At 40.5% G+C, this 22,438-nt stretch carries 15 protein-coding genes and 1 pseudogene; 8 read left to right on the forward strand and 8 right to left on the reverse strand.

The features are described 5' to 3' along the window. Window position 1: 1 nt before the first annotated feature. Window positions 2–1,756 (reverse strand): N-acetylmuramoyl-L-alanine amidase, encoded by a 1,755-nt coding sequence (locus CDG76_RS02910; protein ID WP_094347560.1) that lies wholly within the window; start codon window positions 1,754–1,756, stop codon window positions 2–4. 84 nt (window positions 1,757–1,840) lie between these two features. Between CDG76_RS02910 and CDG76_RS02915 the strand changes: the two genes are divergently transcribed. Then, window positions 1,841–3,478, forward strand: coding sequence for a CTP synthase (locus CDG76_RS02915; RefSeq protein WP_094347561.1), 1,638 nt, complete (start codon window positions 1,841–1,843; stop codon window positions 3,476–3,478). Window positions 3,479–3,677: 199 nt separating this feature from the next. After that, on the forward strand, window positions 3,678–4,100 hold the full coding sequence (locus CDG76_RS02920) for a hypothetical protein (protein ID WP_094347562.1): 423 nt from the start codon (window positions 3,678–3,680) through the stop codon (window positions 4,098–4,100). Window positions 4,101–4,294: 194 nt separating this feature from the next. On the opposite strand, the gene CDG76_RS02925 is transcribed toward CDG76_RS02920, so the two are convergent. The 4 genes from CDG76_RS02925 to CDG76_RS02940 all read right to left on the reverse strand — a co-directional run bounded on the left by CDG76_RS02925 (window position 4,295) and on the right by CDG76_RS02940 (window position 8,361). After that, on the reverse strand, window positions 4,295–5,761 hold the full coding sequence (locus CDG76_RS02925) for an ABC transporter substrate-binding protein (RefSeq protein ID WP_094347927.1): 1,467 nt from the start codon (window positions 5,759–5,761) through the stop codon (window positions 4,295–4,297). Window positions 5,762–6,022: 261 nt separating this feature from the next. After that, window positions 6,023–6,919, reverse strand: coding sequence for an ROK family protein (locus CDG76_RS02930; RefSeq protein WP_094347928.1), 897 nt, complete (start codon window positions 6,917–6,919; stop codon window positions 6,023–6,025). 159 nt (window positions 6,920–7,078) lie between these two features. Next, the gene (locus CDG76_RS02935; protein WP_094347563.1) at window positions 7,079–7,288 is read right to left on the reverse strand and encodes a hypothetical protein; all 210 of its coding nucleotides are present in this window, start codon (window positions 7,286–7,288) and stop codon (window positions 7,079–7,081) included. Between the two features lie 176 nt (window positions 7,289–7,464). After that, window positions 7,465–8,361 carry an ABC transporter permease gene (locus CDG76_RS02940; RefSeq protein ID WP_094347929.1) on the reverse strand — a complete coding sequence of 299 codons (897 nt, stop codon included), beginning with the start codon at window positions 8,359–8,361 and terminating at the stop codon, window positions 7,465–7,467. A 130-nt stretch (window positions 8,362–8,491) separates the two neighbouring features. Between CDG76_RS02940 and CDG76_RS02945 the strand changes: the two genes are divergently transcribed. Continuing rightward, window positions 8,492–8,896: a four helix bundle protein gene (locus CDG76_RS02945; protein ID WP_094347564.1), complete on the forward strand. Its 405-nt coding sequence runs from the start codon at window positions 8,492–8,494 to the stop codon at window positions 8,894–8,896. Window positions 8,897–8,996: 100 nt separating this feature from the next. Here CDG76_RS02945 and trxB read toward each other — a convergent pair whose 3' ends face one another. Next, on the reverse strand, window positions 8,997–10,367 hold the full coding sequence (gene trxB / locus CDG76_RS02950; protein WP_094347565.1) for a thioredoxin-disulfide reductase: 1,371 nt from the start codon (window positions 10,365–10,367) through the stop codon (window positions 8,997–8,999). Between the two features lie 111 nt (window positions 10,368–10,478). Between trxB and CDG76_RS02955 the strand changes: the two are divergent. From CDG76_RS02955 to CDG76_RS02975, 5 genes and pseudogenes are all read left to right on the forward strand, one after another. After that, a pseudogene (locus tag CDG76_RS02955) lies at window positions 10,479–10,601 on the forward strand (Uma2 family endonuclease); the annotation flags it as partial. A 101-nt stretch (window positions 10,602–10,702) separates the two neighbouring features. Continuing rightward, a complete protein-coding gene (locus tag CDG76_RS02960) occupies window positions 10,703–11,254 on the forward strand; it encodes a type IV pilin-like G/H family protein (RefSeq protein ID WP_094347566.1) in 552 nt (183 codons plus the stop codon). A gap of 183 nt (window positions 11,255–11,437) precedes the next feature. Continuing rightward, window positions 11,438–13,657 (forward strand): O-linked N-acetylglucosamine transferase, SPINDLY family protein, encoded by a 2,220-nt coding sequence (locus CDG76_RS02965; protein ID WP_094347567.1) that lies wholly within the window; start codon window positions 11,438–11,440, stop codon window positions 13,655–13,657. Between the two features lie 294 nt (window positions 13,658–13,951). Beyond that, window positions 13,952–14,371, forward strand: a complete 420-nt coding sequence (locus tag CDG76_RS02970; RefSeq protein WP_094347568.1) for a XisH family protein — start codon at window positions 13,952–13,954, stop codon at window positions 14,369–14,371. Next, window positions 14,359–14,694: a XisI protein gene (locus tag CDG76_RS02975; RefSeq protein ID WP_094347569.1), complete on the forward strand. Its 336-nt coding sequence runs from the start codon at window positions 14,359–14,361 to the stop codon at window positions 14,692–14,694. The genes CDG76_RS02970 and CDG76_RS02975 overlap by 13 nt, the downstream gene beginning before the upstream one ends. On the opposite strand, the gene CDG76_RS02980 is transcribed toward CDG76_RS02975, so the two are convergent. Next, a complete protein-coding gene (locus CDG76_RS02980; protein ID WP_094347570.1) occupies window positions 14,691–21,242 on the reverse strand; it encodes a glycosyltransferase in 6,552 nt (2,183 codons plus the stop codon). The two genes, CDG76_RS02975 and CDG76_RS02980, sit on opposite strands and share 4 nt — an antisense overlap. 133 nt (window positions 21,243–21,375) lie before the next feature. After that, window positions 21,376–22,437 carry a pseudaminic acid synthase gene (gene pseI / locus CDG76_RS02985; protein WP_094347571.1) on the reverse strand — a complete coding sequence of 354 codons (1,062 nt, stop codon included), beginning with the start codon at window positions 22,435–22,437 and terminating at the stop codon, window positions 21,376–21,378. Window position 22,438 lies beyond the last annotated feature (1 nt).

Raw genomic sequence — 22,438 nt, forward strand, 5'->3', positions numbered from 1 at the left:
TTTACTGCACACTCCGAAACCACTCCGTAATCCCCTGAGCGATCGCTTTTGCCATTTTCTTCTGTTCCTCTGGGTTCACCACCTGCTCAAATTCATCGGGATTGCTCATAAAACCCAATTCCAACAACACCGATGGCGCAGCTGTCGGACGTGTCAGCGCCAAGTTATCCCAATACACACCATAAGAAGGTTTGCCGAGTTTTTTGACTACATAGTTCTGTAAAAATATGGCGAGGTTATGGGCTTGGGGTTGATACCAAAATGCGCCGAATCCCTTAATTTTTTCGGCATCGCCATCATCGGGTAGAGAGTTGTGATGTATGGAAATAGCGATCGCAGGTTCTTCTTGACTGATAATTGCCTGACGTTCTACCAGCGAAACTTCCTTGTCGTCCTCCCGCGTCATCACCACCGTTGCTCCTCGCTTCACCAACTCGTCCCGTAGCAACTTAGATACCACCAAATTCACATCTTTTTCTAAATATCCAGTTGGGCCACTGGCACCAGATTCTTTACCGCCATGCCCTGGATCTAGTACAATCTTGAAATTAGCTAAAAGCTTGCGTCTTGTGTTCCCGATTTTAGGCGGATGACGCAAAGCCAAAACCAGGGTTGTACCGTCGTATCTCAGCTTATATCCCCACTGTTGAGCTTTTTTGAGGTTAAAGGTGTATTTTACTTGTCCTGGAGCTTCCTGTTGCCAGTCTAGGCGATTAATTAGGGGGTTATCATCCAGGCGAATTATGTCTGTTTGGGCAGTGGTATTGTAGAGAGTGAGAGCGAGAGTTTGCTCACTTTGTTGTACGCTCACGGGTACGGGAACTTGCAAAGGGAAAACTATCTCTGTCGCATTAGGGAGTTGACGGTATCCGACACTGCGAATTATTGTTTGTGGCGGAACTGCACCAGGTAAAATGCGGGTTTCTTTACTATTAATCCAAGCGCCATAATCTAGGCGCAACCATTCACCTTCCCTACCTGTAACCGTTGCGCGTGTGCCTTTGGGCAGTGGTGTAAGTCGAGAATGATCGGTGCTAGGACCAGTACGAGCCACGCCTGACTCTACTGTAACCTCAGAAACTGGCAACTGCGCTCTTGAGAGGATTTCAATCTTACCAGATCCTGGTTGAGTTATTGTCTTGCCATCAAGGATCAGTTGAAATTGAGGTTTTCCCAGATCGGCGGCTGTTGTCATTGTGGTGCAACCTTGATAGTTGCCTACGCTAGACTGGGCATGAGGCTGATTTTGCCCTGTCAAAGCTGCCAAATTACTTGGTAGTTGTGCCTGTTGAGGTTGCGGTAAAAGGGCAATAGTTTGATTAGCCAGGGTTACAGAGACATTAGCGTTAGGGGGTGCGATCGCGCCAAAACAAATTACTTCTCCTGGTAATCTGGCAATGTCAACTGCGGGAGTCAGGGAATCTTTCGCAAAGGCTACCCCCTGTGGTAGTTCAGGGCTAGCGTTAAGCCTGATCACCTTAATCTTAAGTTCTTGATTCTGGCGACGCACAGTAAAAAGATTCTCCCCCAACTGCAAGGGGAAACTAGGGGAAAAATGACCAGCTTTGCTGCGGGTAATTGGCTTACTATTGATCAAAACCTGACCATCTGGTGGTGCAGTGCCCAGAAAGAAGATTTTTTGGGCACTTGTCTGGTAGTTTGTCTGGGGAAAAACGACTATAAGAGATGGCTCTGCCAATGTTACTGAGGAGGTGAGAATACAGCCTAATATTACTAATCCTAAGAGGTTTTTCACAGCAAATCACAGAAGATGACACCACAACAACTGTGGCACAATGACGGGATGTATTTTTAGAAGTTGTTAGAAATTCAAAATACTATGACTAAGTTTATCTTTGTTACTGGAGGCGTAGTTTCCAGTATTGGTAAGGGCATTGTAGCAGCAAGTCTAGGGCGTTTGCTCAAGTCGCGCGAATATTCGGTGTCGATTCTCAAACTCGACCCTTATATCAATATCGATCCTGGTACGATGAGTCCCTTTCAGCATGGGGAAGTATTCGTTACCCAGGATGGGGCGGAGACAGATTTAGACTTGGGGCATTACGAACGTTTTACCGATACCTCAATGTCGCGCTTAAATTGTGTGACTACTGGCTCAATTTACCAAGCAGTCATCAATAAAGAGCGACGCGGAGACTACAATGGCGGTACTGTCCAGGTAATTCCTCATATTACCAATGAAATTAAAGATCGGATTTTGCGAGTTGCTAAAAGCACAAACCCCTCTGTAGTAATTACAGAAATCGGCGGGACGGTGGGAGATATTGAATCACTGCCGTTTTTGGAAGCAATTCGCCAGTTTCGTAAAGAGGTGGGACGGCAAAATGTGCTGTATATGCACGTCACGCTGGTACCGTGGATTGCCTCAGCGGGTGAGATGAAAACTAAGCCGACACAGCATTCAGTTAAAGAACTGAGATCCATTGGTATTCAACCAGATATTTTAGTTTGTCGGAGCGATCGCCCCTTACCCAAAGGATTAAAGCAGAAATTGTCGGGATCTTGCGATGTGCCGGAAGAATGCGTCATTACTTCCCAAGATGCCAAAAGTATCTATGAAGTACCGCTAAATCTAGAACGCGAAGGAATGGCAGAACAAGTGCTGAACTTGCTGCAAATGGAACAACGTAAACCAGATTTGACGCAGTGGCAAACCCTGGTACAACGTTTACATAGTCCCAAGCACGAGGTAGAAATTGCGATCGTTGGTAAATATGTGCAGTTAAGTGATGCCTATTTATCTGTAGTGGAAGCACTAAATCATGCTGCAATCTCCACCTATGGGAAACTGCGCCTGCGTTGGATAAATTCAGAAGATTTGGAAACTGAAGCAGCCGAAAATTCTCTTGAGGGTGTCGATGGCATAGTTGTACCAGGAGGTTTCGGGGTTCGGGGAGTCGATGGCAAAATTGCCGCCATTAAATACGCGCGCGATCGCCAAATTCCCTTTTTGGGATTATGCCTGGGTATGCAATGTTCCGTGATTGAATGGGCTAGGCACGTAGGGGGATTAACAGGTGCCAATAGTGCTGAATTTGACCCCTATACAACTGATCCAGTAATTAATTTATTGCCAGGACAGCAGGAAGTAGTGGATTTAGGGGGTACAATGCGCTTAGGACTATATCCTTGTCGTGTTCTCCCTGATACTTTAGCTTTTAAGCTTTATCAAGAAGATGTGATTTATGAACGACATCGACATCGATATGAGTTTAACAATGATTACCGCGATTTGTTGTTAAAGTCTGGCTATGTGATTAGTGGTACTTCTCCCGATGGGCGTTTAGTTGAAATTGTGGAATTACCCAAGCACCCATTCTTTCTTGCTTGTCAATTTCATCCAGAATTTCAATCACGCCCCAGTACACCTCATCCCTTATTTAAAGGGTTTATTCAAACAGCGATCGCTCTTTCTCTTTCGACATCTAGCACACCAACACCATTGGAGGTGTCATAAAAATTCATAATTCGTAATGACGCTCTCTACGAGACGCTAAAAGCGAACGCGGACTCGCTACCGCTACGCTAAGGTAATTCGTAATTCAAAATTAATTTTTTAGATTTTGAATTAGTGCATAACAACATTAACTTAGGGCTTTAGTCGATTTGGACATCCAGGGTGCATCATTCGTAAATTTCGGACTTGAGGAGATGTTGTGGCGTACTGGGTGAAAATCCTTTACGAGAGGAAAGAATATGTGGTGAATTTTGAGCGTGTCCATGCTTTTTGTTATGAACTCAATGGCAGGGTGACTTTTTGGCTACCCGATAGTGCCATTCCCATAGTGATTAACCCGCAAAGTAATTTGGAAGATTATCAAAAGATTTTTGATTATTTAGAATGTGTGACAGGATTAGAATTAGATCACGCCCACTGGGTAAGAATAAATTACGAAAAAAATGAATATGTAATTAATCTCAACTGTATCAGTTCCTTTTGTCATGAACCGAACGGTAGGATAACTTTTTGGTTGCCAGATGGCACTATTCCCATCATCATCAACCCTGTGAGTAATCCTGAATCTTATGAAAAAGTTGTGAAATACGTTAAGAAAGCAACAGGATATTCTTTGTCTTGAAATCCCTGTGTAGCAGAACAAGGTAACAAGAAAGTTAAAAAACAGATTTACTACCTTCCTAATTTTAAAAAATGCTTTGTAAGAATTTCTGCTCAATTAGCCTAGCTATTAAATCATCTTTTTTGTAGAGTTATCTAAGAATAAAATTGTAAATTTAGTGCTAAGGTGCTAATTCTAAAATTGCATATAGCTCACTACCATTCATCAAAAATTTGTTTTATCCGCTCAATTGCCGTGTCTGCTGCTTCTTCTGGAGATATGCTATTGACAACTATTCCATTAAGAGCCTTACCCCAAACATTCTCTTCTAAAACTAGGCTGTAAGCAGGGTTTTGAACAATATAAAATGGGCGAGTATCTTTAGTTAGTGTTTGAGTTGCAGTGGAAAGATGAGGATCTGCTGGATTTGTCCAAAAGGAGTCTTTCCAAACAGGCTTCATTACTGGTAGATACCGACCTCCAGTAGCTTTGAGATAGTTTCCTATTATCTCAGGTTTAATTAAATACGCAAGAAAGTCTTTAGCTACCTTCTGGTTTTTAGACTCGGCAAACAAAACTATTTCATTAATCGAGACTAAGAAGCGCATCGGTTTACCATTAGGTTTGTTCGGAAATTCGAGGATACCAAGCTTGTAACGATAGGTGTCAGAATCTTGGCGGACAGCAGCAGGAATCGAAAGCGAGCTGTTAGGAGTCATAACCACGCCACGATTGAGCAAGCTGCGATTATTGTCTGGATTTAACCAGTTTACTGCGTCTGGTGGTACGTAACCCTGCTGGAAAAATTTCGCATACCACTCTAAGCTTTCAACAATACCTTGATGCACCTTGGGATCGTTGAGGAGAAGTTGACCCTTGGAGTCTAAAATTTGGACATTGTATGCTTCTAAAATCTGCTCAAACAAGTAGTAGGTATCTGTAGATCCAGTGGATAAAGGAAAGCCTAACCCATAAATATTCTGTTTTTGCTGTGCGCGCAAATCATCCTGCACTTGTTTCCAAAACTCCCAGAAAGCATCCCAATCTTTAGGGATATCGCTTTGAGTTCGACCTACTTTCTCTAGTAAGTCTCGCCAGTAAAAAATGTGAATTGTTAATTGATTAATTGGAACTGCATAGTAACTCGGCTTCTTATCAACGTTGTTATATAAACGAACTGCTTCCAACACACCTTCAGAATAAATACTTTTGACTGGCTCAATTACATCAGAGACATCTGCCAGTTTACCTTCCCAGGCAAGACGTGGATACAGTTCCCTCTCAGCACTGCTATTTATGACGAGATCGGGCGAATTACCTGCCTGAAGTGCCCTTTGAGTCTTTTGTGGCAACTCATCATTAGTATAGAAAGTAAGTTTAATTTTGTTGCCGCTTTGTTGTTCCCAGTTACTAATGATCTTCTGGAGCGCTTCATCCTCTTCCAAAGTATAACCTTTATCTGACCAAATCTTCAGGACTTTACTGTTAATAGGAGACTCGGTTACTGAAGATTGGCTAGATTTTAAGATGTTAATGCAGGCAAGAATTATCAAGCTGAGTATTAATGCCACGAGTACGTAGCGATGGCTAGCTCTTATTAGCATTACGGTAAAAGTTTGCTTGACTCTTTGCTGATTCTTCAAGCCTTTAGTCATTAGACTGGCTTTGGTTCTGAATAACATGCTCATTTTATGATTTTTGCCAGAAAATATCTTTACTGCATCTTCTGACATTACATAGCGCTTATTCAAGTTTAAATAGTTGCTTTTTGCTCGCTTTTCACCATCAGTCAGAATTGCTAAGTAAGTGGACAAGAATAAATTAAACTATATTACGTAATGTAAAGTTAATTAAATTATCTCGTAGTAAGAGCTTCAGCAATAATCTAAGCCTCTTTCCCTTTCGGGAAGAGGTTTGGAAAAGGGTTCCAAGTTTAACCATAATCAAAAAGCTGAATAATTTTGCCATGCCAACTTTGCTGCACCTACTATCCCAGCAAAATTGCCTAACTCCGCTGGCAATATTTGTAAACCCGCTCGTGATAAAGGCTGCACTCGCTTCTCAATTTCTGCCTTCACACCTGGTAAGAAAAACTCAAAGCTGCCACTGATACCGCCACCAATCACGATCGCTTGTGGTGTGAGTACATAAATCAAACTCGTCAAACCAATTCCCAAATTAACACCATATTCTTGCCAAAAAGTCAATGCTGCGGCATCTCCTTGTTGGGCAAGAAAACCCAATTCGATGGGTTCCTTAAGAGTGCGGCGGCGAATTGCAGTAGCACAGGCATATTGTTCCAAAGAGCCTCGATTGCCACTATTACAAATTGGGCCATCAGGATTTAATGAAATTAAACCCAATTCCCCGGCGGCTCCTTGATGTCCAATAAATAGTTTGCCATCAAGGATAATTGCACCACCAACCCCAGTGCCTAAAGTTAGCAGAATCAGATTTTGAAAGTGGCGACCGGCTCCCAGCCAAGCTTCTCCCAAAAGAGCGCAATTAGCATCGTTAGCGATCGCAGTTGGTTTGCCAGTTTTAGCTTCTAACCAGTCTGCTAAAGGCACATCGATCCATCCAGGCAAGTTAATGGCGATTTTGGCAATGCGTCCTGCGGCATCGGATGGGCCAGGAGTACCAACACCAATCGCCACAGCTTGATTATCTGGATCAATTTGTGCGATCGCATCTACCAGGACTGCTAACACAGCTTCTGGCGTTGTTGGTTGAGGAGATACCACAGTCAAAGATTGCAGACAAGTACCATCATCTGCAAAACGCCCCAGCTTAATTGCTGTTCCCCCGACATCAATGCCAATTACTTGAGAACTTACCACTTTAAAATCCTCAGACCAAACCGTAGCCACCTAGCAAACCTTTGCGTACCCTTTGCGCTTACCTCTGCGCTCCTCTGCGTTTCAATTTCACCCCTCAATTCGCCATTATTTTCTGTAAATCTATACTTAACATCTTGGCGCGAAAAAATACTCAAATTTTTATTCTATTGAGTGCAAGTTGTTTTCATCACCGATTTTAAGATGCGCGGCTTTCAACTCCGCTCTCTGTAAATTAGCAACAGTTGTGGTACGAAAACTCGATTGTTCCTGCCAAGCCGTAATTGGCGCACCTCTTAAGATACCAGCAAGAGCAACGGAAAGGATAAACCCGCCAGTAGCGGCAGCAATTAACGTTAGATTATCTTTCATACAAATCTCTGTATTGTTTATTTGTCATTTGTCCTACCCTGCGGGAAGCCCTTCTCTACGAGAGGCTGCGCCAACGGGTTCAGCAGTCGCTCATGGGGGAAACCCCCAAGACCGCGCTGCTTCACCGCTAGCGCGTCTATGTCATTTGTCTAAAATTAATGACTAATGACCAATGATTACTGTCGGATTCTATTTTCTCTCCGTAATCGGGGATTGACAAATTCATTTAACCCTTCACCAAGTAGTGATAACCCTACCACCATAAATGTCATCGTTAAACCAGGGAACAGGGTAGTCCACCAAATACCAGTAGGTAGAGCTTCTAGGGCTTGTTTTAAATCATGTCCCCATTCTGCCACTTCTTCGGGAAGTCCTAGCCCCAAAAAGCCCAAACCGCCCAACACCAAAATCGCATCAGCGGCGTTGAGTGTAAATAGTACGGGTACGCTTTGAATGACGTTGAAAAACAGATAACGGGAAAGCACAACCCAAGTGGAAGCACCCATTGCTTGAGCAGCTTCGATAAACACTTCAGTTTTCACGCTCACGGTGTGGTTGCGAACAACGCGGTAATATTGGGGGATGTAGGCAATGCTAATAGCGATCGCTGCATTTAATATCCCACGCCCCACCACAAATGCCAGCGTCACAGACAACAGTAGCCCTGGTAGAGTGTAGATGCTATCCATAATAAACAGCAACATTTTATCCAATTTCCCGCCGAGATACCCACTCAGCATCCCCAAAGGCACACCGATAATCATACTCAGCGCCGTTGCCAAAATTACCACCTGCAAAGCAGCTTGAGCGCCGAACAATGTCCGGGAAAACACATCATAACCCAGGCGACTAGTACCAAACCAATGTTTAGCTGAGGGTGGCTCGTGAATTGGATTAGAGAGAAAATCTTTCGGGTTTTGCAGCCATCCCCAAGCCTGCAATACGGGAGCAAAGAACGCCAGAAAGATGAAAAATAGGGTAATGGCTAACCCGATGAGCATGAGTTTTTGGGAAAGATTGAGACTTTTGCCAAACTGTAAAAATGTCGGTAGCCGCCGTTTTGTAATGGCCATAAAGCGATCGCCTGGATCAAAGCTTGATACGCTGACCATTTTACATATTGGGGACTGGGTATTGGGGACTGGGGACTGGGTATTTGGTAAAAATGTCCCATAAAATTGAGGGACTTTAGATTGGGATGATATGCAAGATAGAGGCTTTGAGTCTTTAGACTTCTACCAAGATAGCCTCAAGCTGCTAAAAGCGGCTTATCGATTAGCAAATACTTTGCCGGGTTGTGAGCGTTACAATTTGAGCGATCAATTACGAAGAGCAGCTTGCAGCGTTTTACTGAACATAGCTGAGGGCTATGGACGCTATCACTATTTAGACAGATTGCGTTTTATGTACATTGCTCGCGGCTCATTGACTGAAACCAAAAGCGCTTTCATTATTGCTGAGAGCTTGGGCTACTGCAACACAGAACAATTAAACTGGGTCAGTCAGCTTAAAGACCGGATTGAAAAAGGTCTTAACGGTTACTGTCGTTTTATTCGTTCCCAACAGCAGGGTAAAGAAGAGTACGGTACTCGACTGGGTGACTGGTGATTGGGTATTGGGTATTGGGTATTGGGTATTAGCAATTAAAAGAATTATTTCCTAGTCCCCAATCCCTAGTCCCTAGTCCCCAGTCCCCAATCCCCAGTCCCTAAAGATTACTTTCAATCAACTGGCGGTATTCGCTCTTTTGCTTCACACCTTTGACTTCTTTCACTAGTTCCTTATTTTTGAACAATTGAACCGTTGGTGTTCCTGTCACACCAGCATTTTCAGCAATATCTCGGTCTTTGTCGATGTCAATTTCCACAAAGTGAATTTTGCTGTCAAATTCATCCACCACTTTATTTAAAATTGGCTTCAGGGTATGACAAGGGCCACAACCAGGGGAGACATATTTAACAAGGAGTAAGCGATCGCTTTCATGGAACAATTTCCGTAAGGCATAACCTCCCTCATGGCGCGTCCCATCTAAGTTAAATCCAGCTTCTTCCTCAGCTTCAGTCTTTTTGGTTGGCTGATGTTCTAATTCATTATCTTTTGTTTCAGGCTGTTGATGGAATTCTTGAATCAAGCCACTGGATGATAACCAGCGTTCTGCTAACATCGCCGCCATACAACCAGTACCCGCAGCCGTAATTGCTTGCCGAAACTCATGATCTTGTACGTCGCCAGCAGCAAAAACGCCTTCTACACTGGTTTCTACAGTACCGTGCTTGGTGACAACGTAACCTATCTCATCCAGTTCTAGTTGCCCTTTAAATAAAGAGGTATTGGGACTATGACCAACGGCGTAGAATAAACCCTTAGCGTGCAGTTGGCTCTCTTCACCAGTTTTAGTATTGCGGACTTTCACACCTTCCATGTGACCATTGCCGAAGATATCCACGGCTTCTGTGTTCCAATGCACCTGGATTTTTGGGTTGCTCAAAACCCTGTCTTGCATGGCTTTAGAAGCCCGCATTTTATCCGTGCGTACCAACATATTTACCTTAGAACCGTATTTGGTGAGGTAAATTGACTCTTCCGCCGCCGAGTCGCCAGCACCAATTACAGCCAATTCTGCGCCGTGAAAAATTGGTGTTGCACCATCGCAAATTGCACAAGCGGAAATACCCCGACTCCAGAATTCATGTTCGTTGGGTAAACCCAAACGCTTTGCTGTTGCACCCGTAGCAATAACGATGCTGTTGGTTTTAATTTCCCTTTCTTGCGATCGCACTGTAAAGGGACGCTGACTCAAGTCAACTGAGATAACATCTTCAGTATATAGTTCAGCTCCCCAGCGCTCCGCCTGCGCCTTCATCTGATCCATCAGTTCCGGCCCGGTAATTCCTTTAGGAAATCCCGGAAAATTCTCAACTTCCGTCGTTGTCATTAATTGCCCACCAGGTAAACCCCCGGCTTGGAAACCTTCAAATACAACGGGTTTAAGGTTAGCACGTCCAGCATAGATGGCGGCTGTGTAGCCTGCTGGCCCAGAACCGATAATTACCAAGTTTTCTACAGTTGGGTTAGTCATGAAAATATATGAACTCATAACGACTACGCTTAATATAGCACAACAAATTATGATTGGCTACGTCAGGTGGTAAGCGATCGCAAACGAATGAATATATAAAGAGGACAACTCGAAAAAAGAAACCTGCGATCGCCTGACGTGTCTTTTGTTCGGGCTGGCCGATTGAAGAAAACCAAGCGCGACTTCATAGAGTTGGTTCCAGACTTAATGGTTGAGATTAAATCTAAAAGCAACATCTCCCCAAACTTTTTTTCTGAAGGTGATAGGAAAGCGATCGCAGTTGGGTAAGTTACATCTAGAACACCCAAGCACTTCCTACCCCCAGGAAAACACTTATGAAAACCGAACTAAAAGCCAAATTTATCCAACACATCCTCGCCAAAAAGAAGGGAGATGAGGGTTTTACACTTATTGAATTACTAGTAGTAATTATCATTATCGGTATTTTGTCTGCGATCGCTCTACCTTCTTTCTTGAACCAAGCTAACAAAGCCAAGCAGTCAGAAGCTAAAACCTACGTGGGTTCGATGAACCGCGCGCAGCAAGCTTATTACTTAGAACAGAACACATTTGCACTTTCCGGTGAAATTGGTAAATTAGGTCTTGGTATTGCAACACAAACATCAAATTACTCCTATACAATTGCTGGTAGTGCTAGTGCAGTAACCAACCAAGGAGGAGTAATACTTGCGTCTGCACCTCTGAAAAATTATCTTGGTGGTGTGGGTGTAACAACACAAGCTGCTACCAGTGAAGCTACCACCATAGCTCTTTTATGTGAATCTTCACTAACTAGAGTTGGCGGTGCTCCAGTTGTAACTACCTCCGATTTTACCACCGCAGGATCACCCACTTGCCCCGCTAACTACGTTAGCTTATCTAAGTAGAGAAGTAATAGACCAAATATTGCTCATCTACACCACTTGAGATAAAAGTTAACTTGTCACTAAAGCTTTTATTAAGCTAAATTACGTATTTTCCCAAGTGGGTAGATTCTTCTATCCACTTTATTTCAGTTTTGTGATTTATTCACAATTAGATTGCCTATACCTTTTTCTATGAGAATCACAATGATTACTGATATATATAATTGGCAAAATCAGGCTGAACAATACTTCATTGAAGAGAACTATTTGCAAGCAGCACAGTTATACGAGCAAGCAATAGCGATAGAATCAAATACTATCTCCTATTATTGGCATTTAGGATTATTAATGCTATTACAAGGGCAAGAAGCAGAAGCTCAAATGACTTGGATGCTGCCAATGACAGAGGCAGATGAAGAACAGTTACCAATTTGGATAAATGAACTAGTTAAATTTTTGCGAATAGAAGCTGAAAGGCGTGAAACACTGGGGGAATATTCTCTAGCTTGGTTAATTCGTCAGCATATTCGGGAAATTAATCCTAGTTATATAAATAATTTGCTTCAAATTCTTATACTTTCTATCAAATTGCAAAAGTTTGAAGAAATTGATGATGTGAATGAGTGGGGATTAATTGAAAGCTTAAAGGCAAAAGAAGATATAGAAATAAATACCGAATTACTAATCCAAGTTTTAAAAGAACTTTTAAATACTGTTCCCTTACATCCAATTAATCTAAATTTAATAGAAGCTAGTCTTTCCTATTTCTCTAATCCTCATCAATGCTTCTCTATACTGCTTCCTGCTGCTCTTAAAATTGGTCATACTTTGCGGCAACCTTTACTAGCAGCATGTCTGCTAGAATTGCATTTACGATTGGAGCCAGATAATGTAGAAGTTTTGCGGCATTTAGCGATCTTTTATCAAGATGCTCGTAATTATTCTCAAGGAATAGAGACAGCTAGGTTATGTTATTCACTATCAGAAGGCTTGGCTGATAAAATTTTTGCCCTACACTTGCTGTTAAGGGGTCTAATGTCAGCAGGGGGATATTGGCAAGAGATATGTACAACTTGTGAAGAATTGAAAACTGTATTTAAACAGTTTATTGAAGCTCAACCAATTCTTTTAGAAGAGGGAAGAATATTACGGTTACTTACACCATCTTTTGCGATACCTCACATTAAAGATGCTCCTGCTGAATTTCGAGCTATTCATAACAAGGTAGCTGAGATTTTTAATAATGATATTCAAGCTCTTGCCCAATCAGAAGGAAAAAACTATGCTCGTCAAATTATTAATCATCAATCTTTAAAAACTCATCCGAAAAAATTAAAAATTGGTTATGTATCTTACGCTTTAAGGAATCATTCTGTTGGTTGGCTAGCTCGCTGGTTATTTCAACATCATAATCGAGATAAATTTGATATTCATACTTATTTTGTTAACTACACATTAGTCAATGACTATATCCAAGAATGGTATTTAAGTCAGGCAGGAAAAGCTCGTCAATTAGGTATGAATGGTCTAGAAATTGCTGACCAGATATATCAAGATGAAATTGATATTTTAATTGACCTTGATAGCATCACTCTAGATATCACTAGTGAAGTAATGGCACTCAAGCCAGCCCCAATTCAAGTTACTTGGCTGGGGTGGGATGCATCAGGTATACCTGCAATTGATTACTTTATCGCAGATCCTTATGTACTACCAAATGATGCACAAGATTACTATACAGAAAAAATATGGCGATTACCCCAAACTTATATAGCAGTAGATGGTTTTGAAGTTGGTGTACCAACTCTCCGCCGCGATGACTTGGATATTCCTATGGATGCCGTTGTCTATCTCAGCGCCCAAAGAGGATATAAGCGCCATCCAGAAACGACAAAGTGGCAAATGCAAATTATCAAACAAGTACCTAACAGCTACTTTTTGATCAAGGGGCTTTCTGAGGAGGAAACAATTAAACGCTTCTTTTATCAAATTGCCGAAGAAGAAGGTGTAGATTGTTCTCGGTTACGATTTTTACCACAAGTTCATTTAGAGTCAGTTCATCGTGCTAATTTAGGCATTGCTGATATTGTATTAGATACATTTCCCTACAACGGAGCAACAACAACCTTAGAAACATTGTGGATGGGTATCCCTTTAGTGACAAGAGTTGGCGAACAATTTGCAGCGCGTAACAGCTACACCATGATGATGAATGCGGGTATTACAGAAGGTATTGCCTGGACTGATGAAGAGTATATAGAATGGGGTGTGCGCTTGGGGAAAGATGAGGCTTTACGTCAGCAAGTCACTCTGAAGCTGAAAGCATCGCGGCAAACAGCCCCGTTGTGGAATGGCAAACAGTTTACCCGTGAGATGGAAAAGGCTTACGAGCAGATGTGGCAAAGGTATATTGAGGGCAAATAAGTCAACTTAACATTAAATCGGCGGTTAGAAAGCGCGTCTACACAGGCAAAACCCACACTTCTCTACGAGACGCTGCGCGAACGACAAGCTCAGTGACCGCCTCCGTGGGTTAAGAATCCTTGATTTTGTATTAGTCCACGGAGGTGGACTTTGTTTGTGTAGCCGCGAATTCTATTCGCCCTGGCTACTATGTTGACACGTATGAGCAATGCTGTGCCCCTACCGCGTGGTCTATTTACCTGAAAATTGCTGTAAGAGGTAATATAAAAACAAGAAATACTATTGTAGATATTTATGTCTGCTAAAGATGTCTTTCATGAAGTTGTCAAAAAAGCTTTGCAGAAGGATGGTTGGCAGATTACTCATGACCCGCTCTCAATTAGCGTGGGTGGTGTGAATGTCTCTATTGATTTAGCTGCTGAAAAACTCATTGCGGCAGAACGGGAAGGAGAAAAAATTGCTGTTGAAGTTAAAAGTTTTTTGGAGAAATCATCTGCAATCTCAGAATTTCATACAGCATTGGGACAGTTTATCAACTATAGAGGCGCATTAAGGCGACGACAGCCAGAGCGTGTTTTGTATTTAGCAGTACCTTTGACAACTTATAAAACATTTTTTAAACTTGATTTTCCCCAAGCCATGATTGAAGAAAATCAAGTCAAAATGATTATTTATGATGTAGAGCAAGAGGTTATTTTTAAATGGATAAACTAGCCCACTATCGCCAGATTGTACAGCAGATATTACAGGAGTATAGTGAGCAAAAACCCTCTGATAGTAATATAGAAGTTGAGAATATTTTTGATATAGAACGTGACCATTACCAGGTAGTCCATGTAGGCTGGGAAGGTCAAGATTGGGTACATAGCTGCATCATCCATATTGATATTAAGGGTGAAAAAATTTGGCTTCAATGGAATGGTACAGAAGATGATATTGCAGCAAATTTAGTTACTATAGGAGTTCCTAAAGAGGACATTGTGTTAGGGTTTCAGTCTCCTTTCATGAGGAAGTTTACAGAATATGCAGTGGGTTAAAGAAGTGTCATCTCTAATTTAGATGCGCTCAAGCTATCTACATCACAGAATGGGAGATTTTCTGCTTTCGCTTGTGCGATCGCCTGTTGATTATCTGTTGCTAAAGCAATTCGAGTATGAATTCTAGGCAAAAGAGTTTTCCATTGTGCATCACTTAACTTACCTAGCAAAGAAATTTCTGGTCCCTCAGTTATATCTACATCATCTTCCATGAGTAAATTCATAGTCAAAGATGATAAAAGCATATCGGCTTCCTCCTCAGGAATATTTTGAGTATCAATCACGAGAGTTATGTTACTTTTATCTGGGTGAGTAGTAAGAGTAGAAATGACACTTGCTAAATCTTGATATAGTAAGTCTTCTGGCTGTGACCAGTCTGGGAAAATAATTAGGTTAATATCTCCTAAGCGGAAATTTTGACTCAGGGTATCAGCAAGATATTTACTAAATAGTTCTTGGAAGAGGCTGCCTATTTTAGCTGAGTAAGAGCGACTATCTAGAAAACTAGGATTAGCTTGCATTTTTTCCTTGATTTGGGCACTCTTTTGTTGGCGTAATTTAGGGTTATTGCCAAGTGCGATCGCTAACTTAATATAATCCATCTCGTTGTTTGTTATTAAGTCAGGTATTTGGATTTCTCGTAAGTAGGCAGCTGCATGTCTCGACCTGAGAGCATCACCTTCCAAAACTACAGTTGTTAATCCTACCTCTAAAGCATCTACAAGGGAATGACCGCCTGAATGTCGGTAGGAATCTAAATATATATCAGCTAGCTTTAAAACTTCTCTAACATCGGCACGACTAGGTAGCGCATCAAGAACAATGAGACGGCTTTTCTCAACATTGTACCTAGCTAAAACTGCATACATTTGGTTAAGGAAAGAATTAGCCGGATAAGAATCGCTCCAGCTAGGAGCAAATGGATACAAAACGAGAATTGAATCAGGTACAGCAGCAAGAATTTTTGCCCAAGTTTCTCTCAGTTCTGGAATGATCTTGTAGCAATTAGCACCCGAAGTAAATACAACAGTTTTTTCAGTCGCACCCCAGCTTTCTCGATTGGGTTTAATTTTAAGGATCTCTAGTTCACAAGGGTAATCAAAACAGTAACCTACTCCATCAAGAGTTACTAACTTTTCCCTATAATGTTCTTGTCCGCCCGATACAGGTTCTGATAAACTGCCAGAAATAAAATAGTCAATGTTTCGTATGCCTGTTGTGGCAGGGCAAGAGCCAAAGGTCAACTGTACCCTTGCCAGTCGATGCAAGGCAAGTAATGTAATCTGATTTGTGACTGCTGTAACGTTCGTCGCAATTAAGAGAAGATCAATATCTCCATCACGAATCGTTTGTACCTGACCTTGTAGGTCTGGAGGTAGAGTAACTAAAGCATCTACATGACCTGTACAATAACGCTCTAAACGACTATTATTTGCAGTTAGGGTATAGAGAATAATTTCAAAATTATTCCAATCTAAATGTTTGTATGCTGGCAGTGTATGGAAGGTTTCTGTACTTGCTTGAAAATGACCAGCAAGAACTCCTAGACGAATTTTTTTGCGTTCTGGCGATCGCTCTGAAAAGTCGTAGTCGATTTCGTTGCCTTGAGTTTTCAAGGTATATTCCATGATATCAGCGCGTTTGCTATAAATCCCTTTTAAGTTTTCTGTAGTGAAATATAGAGGGATGAAATTGGCAGTTTGAAGGAAAAATTGGGCGATGTACTGCCATAATGCTGATTCTTGATTACTGGATATGTTTTCTTCTAAGTAATCTAGCCATTGTTGTAAATAGTGATAGTAATTATCTGCCTCTCCCTTTTCTTGAAATAGGCGCGGAAATTCAAATATAAATTTCAGATAATCAGCTAGCAACCATTGAGGAATATGAGTTAAGTCATGTTGTAGTGGTAGCTGGTCAGCACGACGGTACAGCATTGCTGCTAACAGGTATTGGATAGCTTGTGGTTCGCCAAAATCTTTAGAAATATTATCTGATAGGGTATTAACAAAATTCTGCTCTTTCTCTGTCAGCAACTCATGTTGAATACCGCTATTTAGCAATTTTTGATGTGTATTACTTATATATTCAGAGTAATCAACAATCAATTTTTCTGCTGGTATAGTGAGCAATTTTTCTGCAAATCTCTGGCGAGCTTGGCAGAGGTTAGCTATTGCTGAGTTGCTGCTTGGTTGTTGCTGATACTGATTAACGCAGCTATTTATTTGAAATAATAGCTCTCCTAATTCATTGCTAAGTTTATTTGACTTTTTAATCAACCCAAATGAAAGCAACAGATTTTCTGATTCTTTAATTATTGTTGGGTTGAAAATTTCAGAATTGTAGGCAACAATTAAGGCAAACTTATTATGATGTTGGGTAAAAGCTCGATTTCCCGTCGAATCAATACTTCTGCGGTAATATATTACTATTTCTTTTGTACCATAGAAGTTGATTTTATGTTTTAAGCAATTCAGCCAAAATTCCCAATCTTCATAACCAATTAAAGCAACATCTTCTTTGTAACCGTTAACCAAATCCCACACTTTTTTTGAATAGAGTGAAGAATTGTGAATCATATCAAATCGCTTCATGTTTTCTTTAGAAAACAAGCCGGTGCTGACAATGAGTTTATTTTCGATTCCAAACATTTGATAGGAACCAAATGCCACACAAGGGGAATCTTGATCTAATGCCACACTTAACAGATTCTCAATACCTGTTGAGCTTAACTTGTCATCAGCATCTAATGGAAGTATATATTCACCATTAGATACTTTGATACCTGTATTTCTAGCACTAGCAGGCCCACCGTTTGCTTTCTCAACAAGTCGTATCTTTTTATTAAAATAGGTTGATATCAACTGTTGCGCGACTTCACTAGTATTATCTTTACTCCCATCATTAACAATAATGATTTCCCAGTTCTCGTATGTCTGAGCAATGACACTGGCCACTGTTTCGGGTAAAAACTCAGCTAGGTTGTAACAGGAAATAATGACAGAGACAAGAGGAATATTTGCGAAAGAAGATGAAACTTGATTTCTTAGTGGCAATAGTGTGCGTTCCACTACTTCCACAGTTTGTTTGATCATCCGTTCTTCCTTAAACATTTCTTCTGCACGCTTTTTACCAGCCAGGCCAATTGAGCGACGCAATTCTGGATTTACAGACCAAGCTTCAATTATTCTTGCCATTTCCTTAATCGTAGCTTGGGGATCAACTTTTGGGTCAGAGACAAGTTTCCCCACATCCCCAAGCACTTCTGGAATACCGCCTACAGCCGAAGCGATAACTGGTAATCCTTTTGCCATTGCCTCTACAATTGCTAATCCAAATGATTCAAATTCTGAAGGCAAAATAAAAATATCAGATGTATCCAGCCACTCTACAATATTTGTGCAGTTACCCAAAAGTTTGACATGATTGCTAATCCTTAATTGCTCGATTGCTTGCTTGAGTTGTGCTTCTAAGGCACCATCACCAGCCCATACAAAATATAGCTTATGCCACGATTCACTTTGCATAAGCTGCTTAATTGCTTCTAGCTGGTACTGATAACCTTTTCCTGCGTCCAAGCGAGCCGCTGTAAAACAAATTACTGCATTTGCAGGAATACCATATTCTTGACGTAGGCGATCGCGAATAGATGGTTTAGGAGGGGCAAAATAGTGTTCTGGTCGTCCGCTATAAATTACTTGTCCTTTGTCTTTTGGAAGTCTAAATAGCTGGTGTAACAAATTCAAATTTTCATTTGAGACAGTAATGAATGCTCCCGCTTGAGTATGAATTTGCTCTAATTCTTCCAAGTATGAGGCAAATCGCTCTGCTAAATAGGGGACAGCACATCCATCGACAATAATATATGGTATCCCCATCTGTTTAGCCACTTTTTTAGCAGCTAAATTGGATAAGGGACAGCAATCACTAAAAATGATCAGGTCAGGTTTAATTTTAGGAAATATTTCTTGAGCATCTGATATATCCAACAGTGCTCTTGAAAACTCGTTAATGCTATTATAATTTAGCCATATATGCTGAATACCTAACTTTTGTTGTTCTTGAATGAGATGATTAGATGTGTGGGTCTGTACACAAGTTACTTGATAACCTAATTTTGCTAATTCACAAATAATAGAGTGGTTGTATTGACCAACGCCATAAATACTAAAATCGTCTGTGTATAGTAGGATATGTTGATTTAGATTCTTTGAAGGATAAGTATCTGATTGTGCTGATGCCAAAGTATTTAATTTAGGAATTTGATTTTCTTGTTGCCAAATATCTTGATGTAAATGAGTATCTAATTCCTCAATAATTAACATTGGTAGCTCTACTCTTTGTATCTCTGGCTGTTGGAGAATATTAAAGATAGTTACACCAGATTGACTGGGATTAGATGCTGACTTAACAGATGTTAATAACCTTAACAAAAAATCTTTATGTATTAGTCCAAAAGAAAGCAAATTTTGGGGAAATTTTAGTAAGGGTAATATTTCTGTAGCTTCTATATAGGTTTTTGCTGGTACACGTTCTGTAAAAATTTCTTGATTAATTCTACTAGAACATGCAATCCAAGCTCCAAATATAACTCCGGCAGTTTCTTTGTGCTCTTCTGCCAAAAGTATATCTAAAGCCGATGAAATGAAAGATTCGTCATACTGAATATAATCATTCGTAATCAGAATATATTCTTCTTCAATCAGGGAAATACAATTAATAATTGAATCTATGATGCCTTGGTAGTTATACCAGTCTAAATTATTACAATCATAAACAATCAGATTTTGATGCCGGGATTGATTCTTCCATGCTGGTAAAAGCTGGTTATCAGTCTGTGGAACGTTTGTATAATTTAGACGAATGATAGCTACTGAGGGTTTGGCAGAGAGAACGTTACTTTCTAAAGCTTGAGACTTAATTTTTTGACGATACTCTTCTATCTCTTGCAACTCGTTGCTAAAGAAATTCAACTCCTCAAAATTTGGGTTATTTTTACGCTCATAGGTTGGGACATCGTAGATAGAAGTGTTATGTATAATTCTGTTGCAAATTCTATCTAAAGCTGGATCAATACCAGGCTTCAAATCATCTAAAGATTTAATCTTGAAATCTGGAAGATAATAGTCTTTAATGCCAATTGAGCGAAACTTAGTAGAAAACTTAAAGAAATAAGCATCAGTGAAGCGATACAACTTGATCAAGTCCTCGACAGTTGCTTGAGAAGATGCAGAAAGTAGCTTATTGACTAATTCTCCCAAAGATTCTTTACTGATTTCTTGAAAAGAATTTTGTACTGCTCCCCGATATGGAGATTGTTCAAATGTTGCTGTTGGTACACCTCTAGCTGCTGCCTCAAGCGCTACAGTGCTAAAGAAAGCGATCGCTGCATCAGAATGCCATAAAAGAGCATATGAAGTTAACTGCTCAGATGGCATGATAATCCGCACATTTTTAGGAGCAGAAAGTACTTGCTGATAAGCTCTTGACAAAAATTCATATGCTGTGGAATGTTTGAATGTTTTACTTCCTGCACCTGCGATAAAGGGATGATGACGAATTACTAAATATTCATCTCTATCCCTAAATACTTCCATCAAGCTTTCAATCATATCTAGTTGCCTTGCCATGAAGGTATAATCTTCAGACATTGCATGTTCGTCTTCGCTTGATGTGAAAACAGTAATGATTTTTGCGTCTAAGGGGATTCTTAATTGCTGACGAATATTCGTATGATTTGAATTGAAATCATAAAAAGATGGCCAACTAAGATTCTGACCATTTGCCCGTTCGATAAAATAATTTTTAACTTGTAAAATTTCTTCCTGATTTAGGGTAATATCTTTCCAGCTTCTTACACAATCAAGAGGGGTCTTAGGGCTTAAACAATTAGAATTATCAAAGAAACAAAAGCTATCACCGATATATCCTCTTTCATGGGTGATCACATCAATTTGGCGCTGCCTTGCCACTTCAAATGCTACTCTATAAGGTGCAAAGCGAGCATTGAATAAAAATAAATTTGTTGGATTGTAAGTATCTAATAATCTGGAAATAGCCTTATAAGTTATGAAGCCATCAATTAAATATTGTTTGTGGACTTTTCTCACCTCTAGTCTCGACAGTTCTATATCAGAAGATATTCTGAAATATGTACAAATAGATGAGGTCACCCATTTACCAATTGGTAAGTCAAAATAGACAGCATTTTTATAATCTTGTTCTCCAAGATTTTCTACCCATTGATTAGCAATGTTGTAGTCCTTGTCACTAATCCAATCACGCAACTGTAGATAAGGTAAATTAAAAGATGAGGCCAAAAGCTGTTTACTACTTTGTGAACAAGCTTGACAAGCATCAGCATATTCGTAACCAGTCTGAGTTGCAAGATGTGCAAGATTGCAATTTTTATACACTCCATCACAACCAACTACAAAAATCTCACAATTCCGCAACCTTAATGCTGAAGCAACCACTGCATCGACTTGACTATGAACTGACCACCATGCATAGGGGGTGAAAAACATGATTTTTTTGAGTTCAGTCATTACTCTAATCCTTTGTTTACAATTTTCAATAACGGACAATAAATATTAGCTCTGTTGGCTAGCTAAGTAAAGGAATTCTACTTAGTAAATAGCTTATTCCTTGTTTTGAGAACTAAAAGGAATTTTTTTGCAATTACTCTAGGAGAATTTCCCACTCTAAAGGAGTGCCTCTTTTCAAGTTTTTGGTAACTTTTTTGCCTAATAAAACTTCATAATATTTAGGTGGTAAGCCAAATCCTGGACGTATCGCTCTCAAATTTTCCGGTGTTAACACATCTCCGGCTTTTATATCTTGTGAAATGTAGAGCGATCGCCTAAAGTTTAATGATGCTTTCTCAGCTTCTGTCGGGCCGTAATTTATATTACCCAATGCTTGCCAAGCTCTTTCAGTTTCCACAACCAGTTGCTGCATTTCTTCTGGTTCCATTGAAAAAGCGGAATCAACACCACGATCAGCCCGACGGAGGGTAAAGTGCTTTTCAATAAATGTCGCCCCTAAAGCAACACTCGCAACAGCAACACCAATCCCCATCGAGTGATCTGATAAACCCACCTGTACATTGAACAAATCACGCAGATGAGGAATAGTCAACAAGTTACTATCCTTTGGTGTTGCTGGATAAGTACTTGTGCATTTGAGTAGTATTAAATCCTGACAACCCGATTCGCGCGCCGTCCGCACTGTTTCGTCTAACTCCGAAACTGTCGCCATACCAGTAGAGATAATCATCGGTTTACCAGTGGTAGCAACTTTACGGATTAGAGGTAAATCAGTATTTTCAAAAGAGGCAATTTTATAGCAAGGTACCTCTAAGGATTCCAGAAAATCTACAGCAGTAGCATCAAAAGGAGTACTAAAGCAGATGATTCCTCGTTCCTTGCAACGGTCAAAAATCGGTTTATGCCATTCCCAAGGAGTATAAGCCTGTTGGTAAAGCTGATACAACGATTTACCATGCCAAAGACTATTGGGCGTATCAATATAAAAATCACCCTCATGGATATCCAAGGTCATACTATCTGCTGTATAGGTCTGGAGTTTGAGAGCGTGTACCCCAGCCTTGGCTGCTGCATCAACTATTTCTAGAGCCACTTCTAATGATTGGTTGTGATTGCCTGATAATTCCGCCACGATAAACGGAGGCTGATCAAAGCTAATTCGATGATTAGCAATTTGGATCTTTCGCTGCAACATA

It is taken from the genome of Nostoc sp. 'Peltigera membranacea cyanobiont' 210A, from assembly GCF_002246015.1.
Taxonomy (GTDB): domain Bacteria; phylum Cyanobacteriota; class Cyanobacteriia; order Cyanobacteriales; family Nostocaceae; genus Nostoc.